The organism is Microtetraspora malaysiensis (assembly GCF_050947145.1).
Taxonomy (GTDB): domain Bacteria; phylum Actinomycetota; class Actinomycetes; order Streptosporangiales; family Streptosporangiaceae; genus Microtetraspora_A; species Microtetraspora_A malaysiensis.
In genome coordinates, this window is the sequence record NZ_CP191998.1 from 8,941,652 (window position 1) to 8,960,709 (window position 19,058).

Below are 19,058 nucleotides of genomic sequence, written 5' to 3' on the forward strand. Positions count from 1 at the left end.
GCCGGCTAAACCGATGTCGGGCCCTTACCTCCGGAGCGGTGGCCGTGACCTCGTAGGCTGGGCGCCATGAACGACCGCGAGAAGCTGCTTGACGAGATCAAAAAGAAGGGGGTCGTGCACGGCAAGGTCGTGCTCTCCTCGGGCAAGGAGGCCGACTGGTACGTCGATCTCCGCCGCATCACGCTGGACGGCGTCGCGGCACCGCTCGTCGGGCGGGTGATGCTCGACCTGACCGAGGATCTCGGCTACGACGCGGTCGGCGGCCTGACGCTCGGCGCGGACCCCGTCGCGACCGCGATGCTGCACGCCGCCCACGCCCGCGGCCGGGTGCTCGACGCCTTCGTCGTACGGAAGGCGGGCAAGGCGCACGGCCTGCAGCGCCGCATCGAGGGGCCGGACGTGAAGGGGCGCCGCGTGCTCGCGGTGGAGGACACGACCACCACGGGCGGCTCCGTGCTGACTGCCGTGGAGGCGCTGCGCGAGGCGGGCGCCGAGGTGGTGGGCATCGCGACGATCGTCCACCGGGGCGGCGACGAGAACCTGGCCGCCACCGGCCTGCCGTACCGGTCGGCCTACGGCCTCACGGACCTGGGGCTCGCGTGACCTTGAACGACTGGCGTTCCCCGGCCTCGCCCGGGGGACGCTGGGTCCCGTTCTCCAGCACGGTGACGGTGCTCGCGTCGCCGAGGACCACGTCCAGCTCGGGTTCGAAGTAGGAGGCCTGCTCGCCTCTGGTCATGTCCCGGTCCATCAGCACGTCTCCGCCGGGGATACGGACGAACACCGGGCATCGGTCGGCGCTGCACACGATCTGCACGGTGGAGGTACGCGTCCCTGCGGGCGAGGGCGTGCCACCGGTGGCCGCGGGAGTGGCGGCGGCGCCGGCCTCGTCCGTGCCGAGGGCCGTCATGAGCGATTTCGCTCCGACGGCGAGGAGTGCCAGCACGAGCAGGACCGCCAGGCCGATGAGTACCAGCCGGGCGATCCCCATCGGATCAGTCCTGTGGCGTCCCACATACCGGAGAGTAGCGGTTCCGCGAACAGGTCAACAGGACCCAAATGGGGATTTATCGCACTTTCGGCAAGTAAAAGGTCAGCGCCGGGCGTGGTGCTTGCCCCTCGGGGCGTCGGCGTTCCCGGCCTTCCGGTTCTTCAGGACCTCGCGGACGATCGGCACCAGCGACAGCACGACGATCACGAAGACACCCGGCAGGATGTACTTGTCGATGCCCTCGACCTTGGCGCCGAGGAAGTGGCCGAGCAGCAGCAGCGCCTCGACCCACACGACACCGCCCACCGCGTTCCACACGAAGAACCTGCGCGCGTCCATTTCCAGAACGCCGGCCACGGGGTTCATGAAGGTGCGCACGATCGGCATGAACCGCGCGGCGACCACCGCCTTGGCCGGGCCGAACTTCTGGAAGTAGAACTCGGCCTTTTCGACGTGCTCCTTTTTGAACAACCGAGAGTCGGGCTTGTCGAAAAGCTTGCGGCCGACTCGCGCGCCGAGGAAATGGCCGAGCTGGGCGCCGAGGATCGCGGCCAGCGGCGTTCCGATGAGCAGCGTGGGCAGCGACAGGGGTTCGATGCCGAGTCCCTGGGCCGCCGCGGCCGAACTGAAGATCCCGGCCGCGACCAGCAGTGAGTCGCCGGGCAAAAAGAAACCGACGAGCAGCCCAGTCTCGGCAAAGATGATCGCGATGACGCCGACCGTCGCGAAGGCGCCGAGCATCGTCAGCCACCACTGCGGGTCAAGGAGGTTCAGGATCACGTCCACGCCCAGAGCTTACCGGTCCGATATGAGGCAAGACTGAAAGAAGACGGGCCGCGGACCGGAGCCTGCTTCACACATCGGTGGGCGCTTCGGGATACTTGCGACCGCCGGTAACTGTCTCAGAAGGAGATGAATTTCCGATGCCTATCGCGACTCCAGAGGTCTACGCCGAGATGCTCGACCGGGCCAAGGAGGGCGGCTTCGCCTACCCGGCGATCAACGTGACCTCGTCCCAGACCCTGAACGCTGCGCTGCGCGGCTTCGCCGAGGCGGAGAGCGACGGCATCATCCAGGTATCGACCGGCGGGGCGGAGTTCCTCTCCGGCGCGACGGTCAAGGACATGGTGACCGGCTCGGTCGCGCTGGCGGAGTACGCCCGCGTGGTGGCGGCGAAGTACCCGGTCACGGTGGCGCTGCACACGGACCACTGCCCGAAGGACAAGCTGGACGGCTTCATGCGGCCGCTGATCGAGATCTCTCGCGAGCGGGTCGCCCGGGGCGAGGAGCCGCTGTTCCAGTCCCACATGTGGGACGGCTCCGCCGTACCGCTGGAGGAGAACCTCGCCATCGCCTCCGAGCTGATCGACAAGTGCGCGGCGGCTCGGGTGATCATGGAGATGGAGATCGGCGTCGTCGGCGGCGAGGAGGACGGCGTCGTCGGCGAGATCAACGAGAAGCTGTACACCACGCCGCAGGACGCGATCGCCACCGCCGAGGCCGTCGGCCTGGGTGAGCGCGGCCGCTACCTGCTGGCCGCCACCTTCGGCAACGTGCACGGCGTCTACAAGCCGGGCCACGTCAAGCTGCGCCCGACCGTCCTGAAGGAGATCCAGGACGCCGTCGGCGCCAAGTTCGGCAAGGACAAGCCGTTCGACCTGGTCTTCCACGGCGGCTCCGGCTCGCTGCTGGAGGAGATCCACGAGGCCATCTCGTACGGCGTGGTGAAGATGAACATCGACACCGACACGCAGTACGCCTTCACGCGGCCGGTCGCGGACCACATGTTCCGCAACTACGACGGCGTGCTGAAGGTCGACGGAGAGGTCGGCAACAAGAAGGTCTACGACCCCCGCTCGTACGGCAAGGCCGCCGAGGCGGGCATGGCCGCGCGCGTCGCCGAGGCGTGCGCGCACCTCAAGTCGGCGGGCACCAAGCTTCGCTGATCCGGGGCCGGATGCCGGAAGGCGTCGCGCGGAGCGGGCGTGATCCGCTCGGCGCGGCGCCGCGCCGTTTCCGGACGTCTCACCCGCGGCACCGCCCCTGTGACACCGCGTCTTCGCTGAGCCCCCTTCGACGGGCCCCCTTCGCCGGGCCGTCTTCAGTGAGCCGTCTTCAGTGAGCACGGAAAAGTCGCCGCGTCTTCGCGGTATGGAAAAGCGGCGCGGAAAGTAGATTCACTCCCGGATGAATCCGGCGATCCCCTCGTTAGAATCGATCGATGGAAACGCACGAAAACCTCCTGGCCGGTCCGCCGCCCACACTTCTCCCGGAGAACGCCGAGGCCCGGCAGATGCTGGAGTCCGGCGCCAAGGCGGCCGACGTGGCCGCGCGCTTCCCCGCCCACCCCGAGGCCTGGGCGGCGCTCGCCGAGGAATACTTCGCGGCCGGCCACGCCGTCACCTCGTACGCGTTCGCGCGCACGGGCTACCACCGCGGGCTCGACCAGCTCCGGCGAGCCGGGTGGAAGGGCCACGGCCCGGTCCCCTGGGAGCACGCCCCCAACCGCGGCTTCCTCCGCTGCCTGCACGCGCTGAGCCGCGCGGCGAGCGCCATCGGAGAGAAGGACGAGGCCGAGCGCTGCGCCCAGTTCCTGCGCGACAGCAGCGCCGAGGCCGCCCGCCTCCTCGCCGGCAACTGACCTGCCCGAGCCGGCGGAGCCGTACGCCGGGGGCGGGACGCCCATACCCGCGGATCCCCTTTTCCGACCGGCTCAGGTAGTCTCAGGTTGCAAGAGGCCCCTGTCGTACTTGCGTCAGGGGTTTTCGTTTTGTGGTGCAGGAGTCAGACCATGCCGGCTGTGGTTCTTGTAGGTGCCCAATGGGGCGATGAAGGCAAGGGAAAGGCCACCGACCTGCTCGGTGGTGACGTCCACTACGTCGTTCGCTACCAGGGTGGCAACAACGCGGGCCACACCGTGGTCATCGGCGATCAGAAATACGCCCTGCACCTGCTGCCCACGGGCGTGCTCTCCCCCGACGTCGTCCCGGTGATCGGCAATGGCGTCGTGGTGGACCCGGGCGTGCTGCTCAGCGAGATCGACGGTCTGGCCAAGCGCGGGATCAGCGCCGAGCGGCTGCTGATCTCGGCGAACGCCCACTTGATCATGCCGCACCACAAGGCCATCGACAAGGTCAGCGAGCGCTACCTCGGCAAGGCCAAGATCGGCACGACCGGCCGTGGCATCGGCCCGTCCTACGGCGACAAGATCTATCGCATGGGCATCCGCGTCCAGGACCTGCTGGACCCGGGCATCCTCCAGCAGAAGATCGAGATCTCGCTGGGCGACAAGAACCAGATCCTCACCAAGATCTACAACCGGCGCGGGCTCGACCCGGCCAAGGTGCTCGACGAGTACCTCGGGTACGCCGAGCGGCTCAAGCCGCACATCACCGACACGTCGCTGGTGCTGAGCAAGGCGCTGGACGAGGGCAAGGTCGTCCTCCTCGAAGGCGGCCAGGGCACGCTGCTGGACATCGACCACGGCACCTACCCGTTCGTGACCTCCTCGTCGCCGACCTCCGGCGGCGCGTGCGTCGGCTCGGGCATCCCGCCGTCGCGGCTCACCCGCGTCATCGGCATCCTCAAGGCGTACACCACGCGGGTCGGCTCCGGGCCGTTCCCGACCGAGCTGACCGACGAGATGGGCGACTGGCTGCGCTCCACCGGCGGCGAGTACGGCGTGACCACGGGCCGCAACCGCCGCTGCGGCTGGTTCGACGCGGTGATCGCCCGGTACGCCACCCGGATCAACGGCGTGACCGACTTCTTCCTCACCAAGCTGGACGTGCTGTCCGGGCTGGAGCGGATCCCCGTCTGCGTCGCGTACGACGTGGACGGCGTGCGTCACGAGGAGATCCCCATGACGCAGACCGAGTTCCACCACGCCAAGCCGATCTACGAGGAGCTGCCCGGCTGGCAGGAGGACATCACCGGCGCCAAGACGTTCGAGGATCTGCCGCCCAAGGCGCAGGACTACGTCAAGGCCCTGGAGGAGATGAGCGGCGCCCCGATCTCGGCGATCGGCGTCGGTCCCGGCCGCACCCAGACCCTCCAGATCCGTCCGCTGATCTGAGCGGGCTTCCCCCAATTCGCGGGACTTCCCGACGTTTTAGGGGGACGCGCGCCCGACGGGGTACGGGTGCACAGGGAGCGAAGTGCGACACAGTAGGGTTCGCCGTTGTGCATGGACACGTTGAAATACACGGCCATCGGGGGGCACGCGGGCTACGGCCCGAGAACACGCTCCCCGGGCTCGCCTTCGCGCTGGAACTCGGGGTCGACGCGCTGGAGTTCGACGTCGCCCTGAGTTCCGACGGTCAGATCGTGCTGACCCACGATCTGATCGTCTCGCCGGTGACCAGCGCGGACACCGGGATGGCCACTCCGGGCGACGAGATGTTCCCCTATGTCGGCAAACCGATCGCCTCCCTGTCGCTCGCCCAGCTCAGGACGCTCGACGTCGGCATCCGGCTGCCGAAGCGCCCCGACGACCCCTTCGCGCTCACCCAGGTCCCGCTGCCCGACACCCACATGCCCACGCTGGGCTCCGTGCTCGGCCTCGTCGACGCGTACGGCGCGGACGGGGTCAGGCTGCACGTCGAGCTGAAGTCCGACCCGGAGCGCCCCGAGCTGACGGCCGATCCCCGCGAGTTCACCGAGCTGGTGGTGGAGGAGCTCGACCGGCACGGCAGGCTCGGCAACGCCGCCCTGCTCAGCTTCGACTGGCGCATCCTGGAGGCCGCCCGGCCGCTGGTGGATCGCCGGTTCGCGCTGGTCGAGGAGGTCACGAAGGCTCCGGCCTGGATGAACGGCCTCGACCTGGCCGACTTCGACGGCGACCTGGCGGCCGCGGCCGAGGCGGTCGGGGCCACCACGCTCTCCCCCGACCGTGTGCTGGTCGACGACGCCCTGATGGCCGCCGCGTCGGATCGCGGCCTGCCCGTCGTCGTCTGGACGGTCAACGACCCCGACGAGGCGGCCAGGCTGCTCGACCTCGGCGTGGCCGGCCTCGTCACCGACTATCCGGACCGGATGCGGCGCCTGTGGGCCGCCCGCGGCCTCCCCCTGCCCTCGCCGATCCCCCCGCTCCGCACCGCCGTCGCCTAGACCTGGCGGTACTGCCGGCCCTGCGAACCGGCGCGTCAGGTATCGCTCTCGCCGTCGGCCCGGTCCCCCTCCGCGAGGGACAGGGCGCCGGACGGGCAGAGCTGCACCGCCCGCCGGACCTCGCCCGCCATCGACGCGGGCGGATCGGGATCGAGCAGCACGACGGTGCCGTCCTCCTCGCTCTGGTCGAAGACCTCGCCCAGGGCGAGGACACACATGCCCGCGCCGATGCAGCGACCGCTATCCGCGATGATCTTCATCGCTCCCCTCTCCTACCAGGTGACCGGCAACCGGTGCACCCCATAGATTGCCATGTCGGTCCGCATCGGGACCTCCTCGGCCGGTATGGCGAGGCGGAGGCCGGGGAACCGGCGCAGCAGGGCCGGATAGGCGATGCGCATCTCCGTCCTGGCGAGCTGCTGACCGAGGCACTGGTGAATGCCGTGGCCGAAGGTCAGGTGCCCGCTCGCGGGCCGCGCGACGTCGAGCTGGTCGGGCTCGGGGAACCGTTCGGGGTCGCGGTTGGCGGCGGCCACCGAGATGGTCACCGACTCGCCCGCCCTGATGAGGCGACCGTCGATCTCGACGTCCTCCAGAGCGGCGCGCAGCGGGCCGATGTGGATGACGGTCAGATAGCGGAGCAGCTCCTCGACCGCGTGGTCCGCCACCTCGGGGTTGTCGCGCACCGCGGCGAGCTGCTCGGGGTTGCGCAGCAGGGCGAAGGTGCCGAGCCCCAGCATGTTGGCGGTCGTCTCGTGGCCCGCGATGAGAAGCAGAGTGGTGACGCCGGCGAGCTCCTCGTCGGTCAGGTCGGTTTCGGTGGCGAGCCCGCTGACCAGGTCGTCGTCCGGCTCGGCCCGCTTGCGCCGCACCAGGTCGTCGAGGTAGTCGAGCAGGTCGTTCATCGCGGCCTCTATCTGCTCCACTGAGGAGTTCAGGCTGAGCAGCACCGCGGAGTCGCGTTGGAACTTCTCTCTGTCGGCGTACGGGACGCCGAGCAGCTCGCAGACCACGAGGGACGGGATCGGCAGCGCGAACGCCTGGACGAGGTCGGTGGGGGCGCCCGCGCGCTCCATGGCGTCGAGGTGGTCGCGGGTGATCTCCTCGATCCTCGGTTCGAGCCCCTTCATCCGGCGTACGGTGAACTGCCCGGCCAGCAGCCGCCGGTAGCGGGTGTGGTCCGGCGGGTCCAGCCGCAGGAAGAACCCGGGCCGCCTCAGGGTGTTGCGGAACTGCATGGCGCGCTGCGGCAACGGTGTGTGCAGCAACTCGATCCGCGTGCTGAACCTCGGGTCGGCGAGGATGGCGCGGGCGGCGGCGTAGCCGGTCACCAGCCAGCCCTGGTGGCCGTCGGGGTAGGCGAGCGGGCGGATGGGATCCTCGTCGCGCCACAGGCCGAGGGCGTCCGGCGGATCGAAGGGGCGTTCACGCGTGAGAGGGAGTGTCACCGGACGAGTCGTGGCCTCGGTCATGACGGGCTCCTTGTAGGAGAACGCGGTGGGAGACGCGGTGGGAGTGCGGTGCGGAAATCGCTTTCACCTCTCCTCACAGAACAACATTTAATGCAAAGTTGCAATGGATGAAGATATATATGCGGTAAATTCAGAACATGTCGGACGCTCCTGGCCTGCGGGAACGCAAGAAGATCCGCACACGGAACGCGCTGATCGACGCGTCGTTGCGGCTATTCGATGAGAAGGGATTCGACGAAACCACGATCGCGGAGATCGCCGCCGCCGTCGACGTCTCACCGAGAACGTTCTTCAGCTATTTCACGAGCAAGGAAGACGTGGTCTTCTACGACAATGAGACGCGACTCGCCGAGGCGCTCGACGTGATCGCGAGCCGCCGCCCCGGCGAGACCGCGATCGACCTCCTGGCCCGCGCCGCGCGGCAGACCGTGGACCGCGACTTCCCCGGACCGGAGCGCTCGCCGGAGTCGGTCGCGCGGCGTGAGCGCCTGATCGAGTCGGTCCCGGCGCTCCAGGCGCGGGCGCTCCGCCTGCTCTTCGACACGCAGCGGCGGGTGGTCCGCGCCCTGTACGAGGCCTGCCCCGGCGAACTGGCCCCTGTGGAGGCGGCCGCGGCGGTCGGCGCGCTCGCCGGCGCGGCCAGGCTCGCCATCATGACCAGCCGCCACAGCGGGGCCTCCTGGGAGGAGACCCGGGCCGCCGCCCAGAGGGCGATCGACATCACGATCAGCGGCCTCGCCTCCCTCGGCTCCCGTGAGGACGCCCCTGAATAGCCTGTGCCGTGCTGTTTGGCGGTAGGGCTCGGGCCCGGTCTCGATGACGTTGTGGCCGCACAGGCGCTGCGACGAACGGGCCCTCTGCCGGGCCTACATCCGGGCGCGTAGGCGGCGCAGCATCCGCGGGTCGCCGAAGCCGGCCTCGCGGGCGGCTGTCTCAGTCGTCGCGCCTTGCCCGAGAAGGTGTTCGGCCCGTTCCAGCCGCAGCGCGGTCTGGTAGGCCAGAGGCGTAAGGCCGGTCGCCTGCCGGAAGAGCCGGGTGACTGTCCGTTCGCTGCATCCAACCGCGTCCGCCAGCATCGAGAGCGTGAGCCGCTGGGTGAAACGCGCGTCGATCAGGTCCTGAATGTGATGCACCGTCTCGTCGTTGTGACTGCGGTGCCGGAGCATCGCGCTGATCTGTGGCGACGCTCCCTGCCGGCGGGCGTACACCACCATGGCGCGGGCCACCTGGCTGGCGGCGTACGGCCCGCGCCTGGTGCTCAGCAAGTGGAGCGCCACGTCGATGCCGCTGGCCACGCCCGCCGAGGTCACCACCCGCTCGTCCTCGACGTAGAGCACGTCGCGCACGACCTCGGCCGTCGGATAGAGGCGGGCAAGCTCGTCCTGGGTCGCATGGTGGGTGGTGCAGCGGCGGCCATCGAGCAAGCCGGCCCGGCCGGGTGCGTCGGCGCCCGCGCAAATGCCCGCCACGGTGCCGCCGGCCGCGTGATGCGCGCGTAGCCGGTGCAAGGTGTCGGCACTGGCCATGCGGGTCGGGCCGCGCCAGCCCGGCACGATGATGAGGTCGTCGGGCTCCAGGTGGGGCCAGTCACGCTCGGCGTGCAGGGGCAGCCCTTGCACGGTGGCGACGTGCGTGTCTTCGGACACGTACGACAGGGCGTGCTCGTAGCCGAGGTCGGCCGCCGTGGAGAAGACCTGGGCCGGCCCGGCCACGTCGAGCAGGTGCACTCGTGGAATGAGCAGGAAGACAACCCGGGGCACAGCCGCCGAGCCTATGCCCCGGCCAGTTCATCGACAGTGCGGATGGCGGCGAACCGGCCTGCGAGCGCGTACTCGGTGCGCGCGACGATATCGGCGACGCCCAGCGTCCGCGGGTCGCTCACCAGCTGCGAGAACGGCAGATCCTGCGGCGCGTCGCGGTGCGGGATGGGGGTGGTCGCGGTGGCGTCGGTGGCGAAGACGACGTCGAAGCCGAGGTCGGAGGCGATCCGGGTGGTGGTTTCGCAGCACTGCTCGGTACGGATGCCGCACACGGTCAACCCTCGGATGCCGCGGCTGGTGAGGATCTGGTGCAGGTTCGTGGTGGTGAAGGCATTGTGCGCGGTCTTGGTGATGAGCGGCTCGCCCGTGCGCGGCTCAAGCCCGTCCATCAGGCGGACGTACCCCCGCGCCGGATCGAACACGGTGCCGGCCCCTGGCCGGGAGCCGAGCACCCACACCACCAGGTGGCCCTGGGCGCGGGCCGCGGTGACCAGGCGGTTGACCTGACCGACGATGTCCGGCTGCGACACGAACTCCCAGTCGGGCAGCTGCCGGAAGGACTCCTGAACGTCGATGACGACGAGTGCGTTGTTCACCCCTCAAGGGTGGAGCGGTGAGGGACGAGGGCTGAAGGTGTGAACAGGTCACCCTGCGGAACGATCCGGTCAGGCTCTAGGAGCCCGTGTACAGACGATCGAGGTCGACCAATTCGACGTCCACACGCGCGTCCGCGACCCGCCGCAGACGCTCTGTGAACCCCGAGCGGCCGAAAAGCAGCAGCTTGGGAAGAGGACCGACCTTCGCGGCCGGCAGGAGCCCGCGAAGGTGTTCGAGCCGCTGCAGGTGCGGGACGTCCGTCACCGAGTTGGTCCACTTCGCCTCACCTATCGCAGTGATCCGCTCCGCCGAGAACGAAGGAGACTCCGTCACGACGATGTCGATCTCATGTCCCTGCCGGTGCTCGCGGCAGGCGATCTCGGTGGGGCGGACCCTGGCAGCCACTCCCCCGACCGTCTCCGGATCGGCATGTTCGAAGCACCACTCTCGGGCCAGGTCCTCGAAGTGCGGCCCGTAGATCTTTCCGGCCACCGTGTCGGCGGATCCGGCCCAGACCCGGCCTGCCCGGCCGATCACCAGCTCGGGCTCGTGCCGCTGGATCAGAAGCTGGTGAAGGCGGACGACCGGCTCCGCGATCCGATACATGCTCCGCTTCTCCCGGAGCGCGTCGTCCACCTGGTCGATCAGGCTGATGTCCCGCAGACCCGACAGCAGATGGCTGAGCGCGGTGCTCGGACGCCCGAGCGCCGACGCGATCTCGGAGCGGCGATGGTTTCCCGCGCTCAGGGCCGCCAGGGTCGCCGCGTACGAGGTCGGATCGCTGATGGACGATTCCTCCCGCAGAAGCAGGCTGCCCTCGCGGAACATGGCCGAGGCGGGGTTCAACAACCGGCGCGCCACCCAGTCGTCGAAGTCCGCCGTCGAGGAGGGGGGCGAGCCTCCGCTCATTTCGAGATATGCGGGGGTTCCCCCGAGCAGCGCGTGCAGCCGGAACGCCAGCTCCGGGTCGTGCGACACCCGCCAGAAGGCCGCCGCCTCCCGGTAGCGGAACGGGCGAACGACCAGTTCCATGCTCGCTCGCCCACGAAGCGGAGCCCCGCCGCCGAGCAACTCGGCCATCGTGGTCAACGCACTGCCACAGAGGATCATCCTGGTGCGGCTCCGCTCCTTGGCGAAGCTCAGTGGGCTGAGCGCCTGCTGGATGTAGGAGGGAAGTCCCGGACTCGCGGAGATCAAGTAGGGGAACTCGTCGATGATCACGGGGATGGCGCGGTCCTCACCCAGCCGGAACAGTTCCTCCAGTGCCTCCCTCCAGGATGGGAAGCTCAGGGGCTGCCGAAGGCCGAGAAAGGCACCGTACGCGGCGCCGAGGTCGGCCAGATTCTGCGCCTCGCTCTGCTGCGTGGCGGCGAAGAGGAAACCCGAAGTCTGCCGGGCGAGAAGTTCGAGCATCAAGGTCTTGCCCTGGCGTCGCCTGCCGTAGACGAGACCCAGCGTCGCGCCGAGGGTGGGCGTGGAGGCGAACTCCGTCAGCTCCCGCCACTCCGTGTCGCGCCCGAACAGCCGCTCCGGCTTCCCCTTGCCCGACATCCGCCCCCTCAGGAGAGCTTTGATAGCCACAACTATCATAGTTGCAACTATCATTCCCCCCTCTGAAGGTCACGCAGAGAACGCGGTCGGCCACTCGGCGTCGGAATCGCTCTGGGCGGCCGGGGCGCGAACGTCCTGGCGCCTTGGGGTTGCCGGACCACGCTGACGTCACCGCGCCTTCAGGGCGCGGTGGTGGGCGTCGGGGTGCGGTCTCAGAGCCAGCCGTTGCGGCGGAAGGCGCGATGGAGCAGGGCGCAGGCGACCACCATCAGGCCGATCACCGCCGGATAGCCCCAGACGGTCTTGGTCTCCGGCATGCGATCGAAGTTCATGCCGTAGATGCCGGCGATCATCGTGGGGACCGAGATGATGGCCACCCAGGCCGAGATCTTGCGCATGTCCTCGTTCGCCAGCGCGTTGGAGCGGGCGAGCGCGGCCTGCAGGATCGAGTCGGACAGCTCGTTGGACGACTGGACCTGCTCGCACACCCGGGACAGGTGGTCGCCGACGTCGCGGAAGTACTCCCGCATCTCGGAGGGGATCATCCGCCGCTGAGGAAGGGCGTTGAAGGGGGTCTGCAGCGGCCCGACGGCGCGCTTGAGCTCCAGCATCTCGCGCTTGAGCTGGTAGATCCGGTTGATGTCCCGCGAGCTGACCTCGGCGAAGACGGCCGCCTCGACGTTCTCCAGCTCGTCCTGCATCAGGTCGGCGACGTACAGGTACTTGTCCACGACGAAGTCGGCGATGGCGTGGAGGACGCCGGTCGGGCCGCGCCCGAGCAGCTTGGAGTCGTCCTCCAGCTTCTCGCGGACGTCCGCCAGGGAGCACTGCTCACCGTGCCGTACGGTGACGACGAAGTCGGGGCCGACGAACGCCATGATCTCGCCGATGGCGATGATCTCGCTCGTGGCGACGGGCGTCTGGTGGTCGAGGAAGGCCACGGTCTTGAGCACGACGAAGAGGGAGTCGCCGTACCGCTCGACCTTGGGCCGCTGGTGCGCCTTGATGGCGTCTTCGACAGCGAGCGGGTGCAGGCCGAAGACCTCGGCGAGCCACTCGACCTCGGGGGCGGCGGGCTCGTAGAGGCCGACCCACACGTAGGCGTCGGAGGCGGTACCGGCGTCGTTGTGCGCGCGGACCATATTGACGGCCTCGGGGATGCCCGCGGCCTCGACCTTCTTACCGGCGATGTAGGCGCCGTATTCAATCAGCGAGCTGCTCGGCGGCACGCAGCGGTCGGTCACGGGGTTGTCAGGCACGGGCTTGACCAGCCGCGGCGGAGTCACCCGGGCGTGCCGTGAAATCAGCGGAAAAATGGTTGAGGAGCGCATGGCGGACCCTTCCCGCCCGAACCGACACGCTCCACGCGCGACGCGATGTCACCCCTTTTTCAGGCGTGAGCTTGTCTCTCGGGCTCAGAGATCAGATGGTCGGGAATGCGCACGTCGCACGTGCGCCGGCACGTACTAACGGGATCACCAGAGGACACCCGAACCACCTCCAATCGCCACGAGACACAGCAAAGCTGGGCTAACCTATCACATCTGCCTGGCCTGCCTCTAGGATAACGAGCCCCTTCGCCGCGATCAGGTACTTCCCCACAAAAAGCCACCAAGTACCCCCGAGCCCACCGATCCCACCAACCGCTCGGTGTTGGTACAGCCCTGCTCGCAGTGTTGCCGCAGACGGTGCTCCAATAGGCTGCACGGAATGTGGCCACGGGTGAATAACATGCGAGCGCTTGAACTGGGCAGCCCGGGAGCCCTGCGCGACGAGCTCAACGGCCTGGTGCTGGCCGGCGCCAAGACCGCCACGGCCACTCTGCTGGTCGAATACGGCGAGGAAGGCGAACAGCTCGAATTCCCCGGTGAGCGGTTCGCCCTGCTCGGCAACCAAGGCGATGTTCTCGCCACAGTGGAGATCGCCACTGTGGCGACCGTGTCGTTCGGCGAGGTTACGTGGGAGTTCGCCCAGGCTGAGGGCGAGGGTTACACCGACATCGAGCACTGGCGGCGTGCCCACATCCGCTTCTGGCAGCAGGTCGAAGGCCGCCATATCACCGATGACACCGCTGTGGTCTGCGTTCACTTCACGCTCTGCCGGTGAGCGCCCGCTCGACCTCGCTTACCCCGTTCAAGCCGCCGCCTCTTAGAGGTGGACGAGGACGCCAAACCGGCCCGCGCGAGCAGCATCCATCATCCCGAGGCCTAACCATCACGCGAGGGGCGCGGCGGTGTCTGGAGTGAGGAGCGAGCGGGGAGCGAGGGACGTGAGGGGCGCGGCGGTGAAGTAACCGACGAGCGAGTGGGCGAGGTACGAGCCCCGAGCGAGGAGGGCACGAGCCGACTTCGGGCGCCCCGAACCGCCGAGCGGAGCGAGGCAATTAAGCACAGCGACTCCGAGCGACGAGGGAAGACATCGACTGAAGGCGCACCTAGCCCGCGCGAGCGAAGCGAGCGCAAATAGACTCGCCGGGTGCGCGTTCTAGTCATTGGATCCGGTGGTCGTGAGCATGCCCTGTGCCGGGGCCTGCGGCTCGACCCCTCCGTCTCGGAAGTCCACTGCGCCCCCGGCAACGCCGGGATCGCTCAGGTGGCGACACTGCACTCGGTGACGCCGACCGACGGCGCCGCGGTGTCGGAGCTCGCGGTCTCGCTGGGGGCCGATCTCGTGGTGATCGGCCCGGAGGCGCCGCTGGTCTCGGGGGTCGCCGACGCGGTGCGGGCCGCCGGGATCCCGTGCTTCGGCCCGTCGCGGGAGCCGGCCGCGATCGAGGGGTCCAAGTCCTTCGCCAAGGACGTCATGACGGCCGCCGGGGTGCCGACCGCCCGTGCGTTCACCTGCACGACGCCGGACGAGGCGGCGGCCGCGCTGGACGAGTTCGGCCCGCCGTACGTCGTGAAGGACGACGGCCTGGCCGCGGGCAAGGGCGTGGTGGTGACCGATGACCGGGACCAGGCGCTCGCGCACGCCGCGGCGTGCGAGCGGGTCGTCATCGAGGAGTACCTGGACGGCCCCGAGGTGTCGCTGTTCGCGCTGTGCGACGGCGAGACGGCCGTGCCGCTCCAGCCCGCGCAGGACTTCAAGCGCGCCGGGGACGGCGACACGGGTCCCAACACGGGCGGGATGGGGGCGTACACGCCGCTCCCGTGGGCTCCGGAGGGTCTGACCGAGCAGGTGATGTCCGAGGTCGTGCGGCCCACGGTGGCCGAGTTGGCCGCGCGCGGCACGCCGTACACGGGTGTGCTCTACGCGGGCCTGGCGCTCACGTCGAAGGGGCCGCGGGTCATCGAGTTCAACGCGCGGTTCGGCGACCCGGAGACGCAGGTCGTGCTGGACCGGCTGGAGACGCCGCTCGCAGGGCTGCTGCTGGCCTGTGCCAAGGGCGAGCTGGCCGGGCACGGCCCGCTCCGCTGGCGCGACGGCGCAGCGGTGACCGTGGTCGTCGCGGCGGAGAACTATCCGGCCGATCCGGTCAAGGGCGACGTGATCGAGGGCCTCGACGCGGAGGTGCCCGGGGCGTACGTGTTGCACGCGGGGACGGCGTTGGACGCCGAGGGGCGGATCGTCTCCAACGGCGGCCGGGTGCTGAGCGTGGTCGGCACCGGACGCGACCTCGCCGAGGCGCGCTCACGCGCGTACGAGCTGGCCGGGCACATCCGGATGCGCGGCTCGCACCACCGCTCTGACATCGCGCTACGCGCCGTCGAGGCGTAGGAACCGGGTCCTCCTCCGGCCGGACGCGCGTCGGCGTCCGGCCGGAACGGGCCCGATCGGCCGCCGCGGGCGCGAAGGTTTGGGGCGGTCGGCAAAGAGGTCTGAACCACTGACAAAATGGCATAGTGAAGCACCTCCACTCCGGCAAGGTCCGCGATCTGTACGAGACCGACGACGGGCTGCTCCTGATGGTGGCCTCAGACCGGATCTCGGCGTTCGACCATGTTCTGACGCCCGACATCCCCGACAAGGGCGTGATCCTCACCCAGCTCTCGCTGTGGTGGTTCGAGCAACTCGCGGACGTGGTCCCCAACCACGTGGTCTCGACTGACGTGCCCGCCGAGTTCGCCGGCCGCGCCGTCCTGTGCCGCAAGCTGCGGATGGTCCCGGTGGAGTGCGTGGCGCGCGGTTACCTGACCGGGTCCGGACTGATCGACTACCGCCGTGAGGGCGTGGTCTCGGGTGTTTCACTCCCCGCCGGGCTGACCGACGGTTCCCAGCTGCCCGAGGCGATCTTCACGCCGTCGACCAAGGCCCCTATCGGCCAGCACGACCAGCCGATGACGTACGACCAGGTCGTCGAGGAGGTCGGGGCGGACGTCGCGGAGCGGCTGCGGCAGATCACGCTCGACGTTTACGTGCGTGGTGCCGAGATCGCCCGTGAGCGCGGCATCATCCTGGCCGACACGAAGATCGAGCTCGGCTGGGACGCCGACGGCGGGCTCGTCCTCGGCGACGAGGTGCTCACCCCCGACTCCTCCCGCTTCTGGCCGCTTGAGGAGTGGCAGCCGGGCCGGCCTCAGCCGTCGTTCGACAAGCAGTTCGTCCGCAACTGGCTGACCTCCCCCGAGTCCGGCTGGGACCGGTCGTCGGACGAGCCGCCGCCGCCCCTTCCCGACGAGATCGTCGAGCGCACCCGGCAACGGTACGTGGAAGCGTACGAGCGGCTGACCGGCCGCGACTTCCGCGGGTAGTTCCCCTAAAAACGCCTGTCCCAGCGGCTACTCTGGTCACTCTCGGCCGCCGCGTCATGCGAGTTCCCCACCTTTGATTTAGGAGTCTCATCGATGGTCCGTTACCGCGTGCGCGGAGGCAACGTACTGCGCGGAACCGCCTTCATCCAGGGGGCGAAGAACGCCGTGCTCCCCATGATCGGCGCGGCTCTCCTCGCGGCGGAGGGCCAGACGGTACTGCGTAACGTGCCCGTGATCGAGGACGTTCGCCGCGCCGTCGAGCTGGCCCAGGCGGTCGGCGCCAAGGTGCAGTTCCACGAGGCCGAGCGGACGCTGGTCATCGACGCGTCCCAGCTCACCAGCCCGGTGCTGCCGGCGGAGATCGCGCGCCGCTTCCGCGGCTCGGTGCTGTTCGTCCCGGCCCTGCTGCACCGGCTGGGCGAGGCGATCATCGAGGGTGTGGGCGGCTGCAACCTCGGCAGCCGGAACCTGGACTTCCACTACCTCGGCTACAAGCGTCTCGGCGCGGTGGTGGACGAGGGTGAGTCGGTCATCCACATCAAGGCGGCCGGCCTGGTCGGCGCCCCGCTGTACCTGGACACCCCCTCGCACACCGGCACCGAGAACCTGATCATGGCGGCCGCCCTCGCCGGGGGCACCACCGTGATCGAGAACGCGGCCCTCGAGCCCGAGGTGCTCGACGTCATCGTCATGCTCTCCCGGATGGGCGCGCGGATCCAGGGCGGCGGCACCGGCTTCATCACCGTCGAGGGTGTCTCCGAGCTGTCCGCGGTCGAGCACACCGTGATGCCCGACCGGCTGGACGCCGGCGTCTTCGCGATGGCCGCCGCGATCACCGGCGGCGAGGTCAACCTGGTCGGCGCCTCTCTTGAGCACCTCGGCGTGGTCCGCTGGAAGCTGGAGCAGATGGGCGTCGAGTTCGCCACCGACGGCGCGGTGCTGAACGTCCGCAGGGACCGTCCGCTGCGGCCGATCAACGTGATCACCGACACCTACCCGGGCTTCGCCACCGACCTGCAGTCGCCGTTGATGACGGTCGCGTGCCTGGCCGACGGCTCCAGCTACATCCACGAGCGGATCTTCGACGGGCGTTTCGCGCTCGCCGGCGAGCTGAACAAGATGGGCGCCAACATCGAGGTCGACGACAGCCGTGCCGTCGTGCACGGCCCGACGCCGCTGCGCGGCACCGAGGTCACCGCGCACGATCTCCGGTCGGGCATCGCGCTCGTGCTCGCCGGGCTCTGCGCCGAAGGCGAGACGACAATCGACTCCGGTTATCTCATCGACCGCGGTCACGCCCATCTCGCGCAGCGTATGCAGGCGCTCGGGGCAGATGTGGAACGCCAGATTTCCTCTTTGGCCACCGACTGATCCAGGGGTCAATTTTACCCACCTGAGCTGGCGAGACCTTCTGATTGGCCACATCCGGCCACTATGCAGAACGGAATTCCGGCGAATTTGGGCGTGACATTACGGCCGCCAGACGCGATCGTTTCAAAGAGAGCTTCAACGAATTTGGAAACGGTCACGGATGGGACAGACATTGGTCGAGCGCACGGAAGAGAATCCGCGCGGGTCACGAGTGGGCACGATGACGCCGGATCTCACTATCGGTGTGGTGGGGCCGCATGATCTTGTCGAGCGAGTGATGCTCATGGGTCATGCGGCCGCGCCTGTGCCGTGCCGCCTGGTGGCGGCGGCCTATCGGGACGAACAGGAGGCGGCCGACAAGGTGACCCGCCTCGGCCCGAACGTGGATGCCTGCCTGTTCTCCAGCCCCGCGCCGTACGAGATCGCCCGGCGCGCCGGGGTGCTCACGATGCCCGCAACGTTCGTGCAACTGGGCGGCGCGGCCCTGTCCGCCGCGATCGCCCAAGCTGCGATGGACGAGCGGATCGACCCCCGGCGGGTGAGCGTGGACGTGCTCAGCCGCGCGGAGATCGACGAGGCGTACACCGATCTCGGCCTGCCCTCGGAGGAGGTGCACTGCCGCGACGAGCCTGGAGCCGTCGGCGCGATTGCCGCGTTCCACGAGCGCCTGATCCGGCAGGGGGCGTCCACGGGGGCGCTCACCTGCGTTCCGGGCGTCGCCGAGCGGCTGGCCGCCGCCGGCCTGCCCGTCGTGGGGATCCGCCCGACCTCGGCCGCGATCCGTACGGCGCTACACACTGCGGCACTTCTTGGAGCGCACCATCGGCTGGAGGAGTCGCAACTCACGGTCGTGCTGGTGGAGGTTCCCACGCTGCGTGAGCCGGTACGGCGGGCCGCGCCCCGCTACTGGCGGGACGAGTTACGGCTGTCGCTGCACCGCCTGCTCGTCCAGGAGGCCAACCGGATGAACTCCAGCGTGTGGCCGATCGACGACCACAGCTACCTGGTGGTGGCCTCGCGCGGCTCGATCGCGGCCGCGACGGACGGGTTCCGGGTGCTGCCGTTCGCGGCCAAGATCAGGGACGAGCTGGGCCTGGCCGTCGAGGTCGGGGTCGGCATGGGCCGGACGACGCACGACGCGGAGACGCACGCCCGGGGCGCGCTGGGGCGCAGCCAGGGGGCCAAGAACTCCCAGGGCTTCGCGGTGGACCGGGAGGGCCGCGCGCTGGTGCCGGCGCCTAGGATGCCTCCGAACGCGGCCGGGGCGGCCAAGCCGAAGGGCGTCGAGGTGCTCGCGCGCCTCGCGGCCAAACTGGAGGGCGGCGACACCGTGGTGGACGCCGAGAGTGCGGGCAAGATGCTCGGCGTGACGCCGCGCACGGCCCGGCGGTTGCTGCGCACGTTGGTCGACGAGGGACTCGCGTGGCCGCTTCCGCCGAACCGGACACCCGCCCCCGGACGGCCGCGCCAGCTCTACCGGCTCATCGTGGAGAAACTCAACCGCTGAGTCAGGATG

19 protein-coding genes are annotated in these 19,058 nt (G+C 69.3%); 11 read left to right on the forward strand and 8 right to left on the reverse strand.

The features are described from left to right. Nucleotides 1-66: 66 nt before the first annotated feature. Entirely contained in the window at nucleotides 67-603 is a 537-nt protein-coding gene (gene pyrE, locus ACQP1V_RS41625) for an orotate phosphoribosyltransferase (RefSeq protein ID WP_067137838.1), read from the forward strand. On the opposite strand, the gene ACQP1V_RS41630 is transcribed toward pyrE, so the two are convergent. Next, nucleotides 581-991 (reverse strand): hypothetical protein, encoded by a 411-nt coding sequence (locus ACQP1V_RS41630; protein WP_067137836.1) that lies wholly within the window; start codon nucleotides 989-991, stop codon nucleotides 581-583. The genes pyrE and ACQP1V_RS41630 overlap by 23 nt on opposite strands. A gap of 102 nt (nucleotides 992-1,093) precedes the next feature. Continuing rightward, entirely contained in the window at nucleotides 1,094-1,777 is a 684-nt protein-coding gene (locus tag ACQP1V_RS41635) for a DedA family protein (RefSeq protein WP_387416385.1), read from the reverse strand. A gap of 137 nt (nucleotides 1,778-1,914) precedes the next feature. Here ACQP1V_RS41635 and fbaA point away from each other — a divergent pair, with 137 nt between their 5' ends. The 4 genes from fbaA (at nucleotide 1,915) to ACQP1V_RS41655 (ending at nucleotide 6,100) form a co-directional block, all read left to right on the forward strand. Further along, complete coding sequence (fbaA, locus tag ACQP1V_RS41640; RefSeq protein ID WP_067137831.1) at nucleotides 1,915-2,937, forward strand: class II fructose-bisphosphate aldolase; 1,023 nt, start codon at nucleotides 1,915-1,917, stop codon at nucleotides 2,935-2,937. Nucleotides 2,938-3,212: 275 nt separating this feature from the next. Further along, nucleotides 3,213-3,632 carry a DUF3151 domain-containing protein gene (locus ACQP1V_RS41645; protein WP_387416386.1) on the forward strand — a complete coding sequence of 140 codons (420 nt, stop codon included), beginning with the start codon at nucleotides 3,213-3,215 and terminating at the stop codon, nucleotides 3,630-3,632. A 150-nt stretch (nucleotides 3,633-3,782) separates the two neighbouring features. Beyond that, on the forward strand, nucleotides 3,783-5,066 hold the full coding sequence (locus tag ACQP1V_RS41650) for an adenylosuccinate synthase (RefSeq protein WP_067137828.1): 1,284 nt from the start codon (nucleotides 3,783-3,785) through the stop codon (nucleotides 5,064-5,066). A 107-nt stretch (nucleotides 5,067-5,173) separates the two neighbouring features. Beyond that, on the forward strand, nucleotides 5,174-6,100 hold the full coding sequence (locus ACQP1V_RS41655) for a glycerophosphodiester phosphodiesterase family protein (protein ID WP_433417049.1): 927 nt from the start codon (nucleotides 5,174-5,176) through the stop codon (nucleotides 6,098-6,100). Between the two features lie 35 nt (nucleotides 6,101-6,135). On the opposite strand, the gene ACQP1V_RS41660 is transcribed toward ACQP1V_RS41655, so the two are convergent. Both ACQP1V_RS41660 and ACQP1V_RS41665 read right to left on the reverse strand, forming a co-directional pair. Further along, nucleotides 6,136-6,360: a ferredoxin gene (locus ACQP1V_RS41660; protein WP_433417051.1), complete on the reverse strand. Its 225-nt coding sequence runs from the start codon at nucleotides 6,358-6,360 to the stop codon at nucleotides 6,136-6,138. A 12-nt stretch (nucleotides 6,361-6,372) separates the two neighbouring features. Further along, nucleotides 6,373-7,572 carry a cytochrome P450 gene (locus ACQP1V_RS41665; protein ID WP_387416388.1) on the reverse strand — a complete coding sequence of 400 codons (1,200 nt, stop codon included), beginning with the start codon at nucleotides 7,570-7,572 and terminating at the stop codon, nucleotides 6,373-6,375. 137 nt (nucleotides 7,573-7,709) lie between these two features. On the opposite strand from ACQP1V_RS41665, the gene ACQP1V_RS41670 reads away from it, so the two are divergent. Further along, complete coding sequence (locus ACQP1V_RS41670; protein ID WP_433417054.1) at nucleotides 7,710-8,345, forward strand: TetR family transcriptional regulator; 636 nt, start codon at nucleotides 7,710-7,712, stop codon at nucleotides 8,343-8,345. Nucleotides 8,346-8,438: 93 nt separating this feature from the next. Here the strand turns inward: ACQP1V_RS41670 and ACQP1V_RS41675 are convergent, their stop codons facing one another. The 4 genes from ACQP1V_RS41675 to ACQP1V_RS41690 all read right to left on the reverse strand — a co-directional run bounded on the left by ACQP1V_RS41675 (nucleotide 8,439) and on the right by ACQP1V_RS41690 (nucleotide 12,739). Further along, complete coding sequence (locus ACQP1V_RS41675) at nucleotides 8,439-9,332, reverse strand: GlxA family transcriptional regulator (protein ID WP_433417056.1); 894 nt, start codon at nucleotides 9,330-9,332, stop codon at nucleotides 8,439-8,441. A gap of 11 nt (nucleotides 9,333-9,343) precedes the next feature. Next, complete coding sequence (locus ACQP1V_RS41680) at nucleotides 9,344-9,928, reverse strand: cysteine hydrolase family protein (RefSeq protein WP_433417059.1); 585 nt, start codon at nucleotides 9,926-9,928, stop codon at nucleotides 9,344-9,346. Between the two features lie 76 nt (nucleotides 9,929-10,004). After that, nucleotides 10,005-11,510, reverse strand: coding sequence for an AAA family ATPase (locus tag ACQP1V_RS41685; protein ID WP_433417061.1), 1,506 nt, complete (start codon nucleotides 11,508-11,510; stop codon nucleotides 10,005-10,007). A gap of 182 nt (nucleotides 11,511-11,692) precedes the next feature. After that, nucleotides 11,693-12,739, reverse strand: a complete 1,047-nt coding sequence (locus tag ACQP1V_RS41690) for a magnesium and cobalt transport protein CorA (protein WP_433417064.1) — start codon at nucleotides 12,737-12,739, stop codon at nucleotides 11,693-11,695. Between the two features lie 472 nt (nucleotides 12,740-13,211). Between ACQP1V_RS41690 and ACQP1V_RS41695 the strand changes: the two genes are divergently transcribed. The 5 genes from ACQP1V_RS41695 (at nucleotide 13,212) to ACQP1V_RS41715 (ending at nucleotide 19,049) form a co-directional block, all read left to right on the forward strand. Further along, entirely contained in the window at nucleotides 13,212-13,586 is a 375-nt protein-coding gene (locus ACQP1V_RS41695) for an ASCH domain-containing protein (protein ID WP_433417066.1), read from the forward strand. 369 nt (nucleotides 13,587-13,955) lie between these two features. Beyond that, the gene (gene purD / locus ACQP1V_RS41700) at nucleotides 13,956-15,197 is read left to right on the forward strand and encodes a phosphoribosylamine--glycine ligase (protein WP_433417069.1); all 1,242 of its coding nucleotides are present in this window, start codon (nucleotides 13,956-13,958) and stop codon (nucleotides 15,195-15,197) included. Between the two features lie 125 nt (nucleotides 15,198-15,322). Then, nucleotides 15,323-16,171 (forward strand): phosphoribosylaminoimidazolesuccinocarboxamide synthase, encoded by an 849-nt coding sequence (locus ACQP1V_RS41705; RefSeq protein WP_387416395.1) that lies wholly within the window; start codon nucleotides 15,323-15,325, stop codon nucleotides 16,169-16,171. Between the two features lie 93 nt (nucleotides 16,172-16,264). Next, complete coding sequence (gene murA, locus ACQP1V_RS41710) at nucleotides 16,265-17,542, forward strand: UDP-N-acetylglucosamine 1-carboxyvinyltransferase (RefSeq protein WP_387416396.1); 1,278 nt, start codon at nucleotides 16,265-16,267, stop codon at nucleotides 17,540-17,542. A gap of 220 nt (nucleotides 17,543-17,762) precedes the next feature. Then, nucleotides 17,763-19,049, forward strand: a complete 1,287-nt coding sequence (locus ACQP1V_RS41715) for a transcriptional regulator (RefSeq protein ID WP_433417072.1) — start codon at nucleotides 17,763-17,765, stop codon at nucleotides 19,047-19,049. Nucleotides 19,050-19,058 lie beyond the last annotated feature (9 nt).

Bases quoted from the DNA above. Each gene is read 5' to 3' on its own strand.
- pyrE (WP_067137838.1), top strand. From the start codon at position 67: ATGAACGACCGCGAGAAGCTGCTTGACGAGATCAAAAAGAAGGGGGTC.
- ACQP1V_RS41630 (WP_067137836.1), bottom strand. From the start codon at position 991: ATGGGGATCGCCCGGCTGGTACTCATCGGCCTGGCGGTCCTGCTCGTG.
- fbaA (WP_067137831.1), top strand. From the start codon at position 1,915: ATGCCTATCGCGACTCCAGAGGTCTACGCCGAGATGCTCGACCGGGCC.
- ACQP1V_RS41645 (WP_387416386.1), top strand. From the start codon at position 3,213: ATGGAAACGCACGAAAACCTCCTGGCCGGTCCGCCGCCCACACTTCTC.
- ACQP1V_RS41650 (WP_067137828.1), top strand. From the start codon at position 3,783: ATGCCGGCTGTGGTTCTTGTAGGTGCCCAATGGGGCGATGAAGGCAAG.
- ACQP1V_RS41660 (WP_433417051.1), bottom strand. From the start codon at position 6,360: ATGAAGATCATCGCGGATAGCGGTCGCTGCATCGGCGCGGGCATGTGT.
- ACQP1V_RS41665 (WP_387416388.1), bottom strand. From the start codon at position 7,572: ATGACCGAGGCCACGACTCGTCCGGTGACACTCCCTCTCACGCGTGAA.
- ACQP1V_RS41670 (WP_433417054.1), top strand. From the start codon at position 7,710: ATGTCGGACGCTCCTGGCCTGCGGGAACGCAAGAAGATCCGCACACGG.
- ACQP1V_RS41695 (WP_433417066.1), top strand. From the start codon at position 13,212: ATGCGAGCGCTTGAACTGGGCAGCCCGGGAGCCCTGCGCGACGAGCTC.
- murA (WP_387416396.1), top strand. From the start codon at position 16,265: ATGGTCCGTTACCGCGTGCGCGGAGGCAACGTACTGCGCGGAACCGCC.
- ACQP1V_RS41715 (WP_433417072.1), top strand. From the start codon at position 17,763: ATGACGCCGGATCTCACTATCGGTGTGGTGGGGCCGCATGATCTTGTC.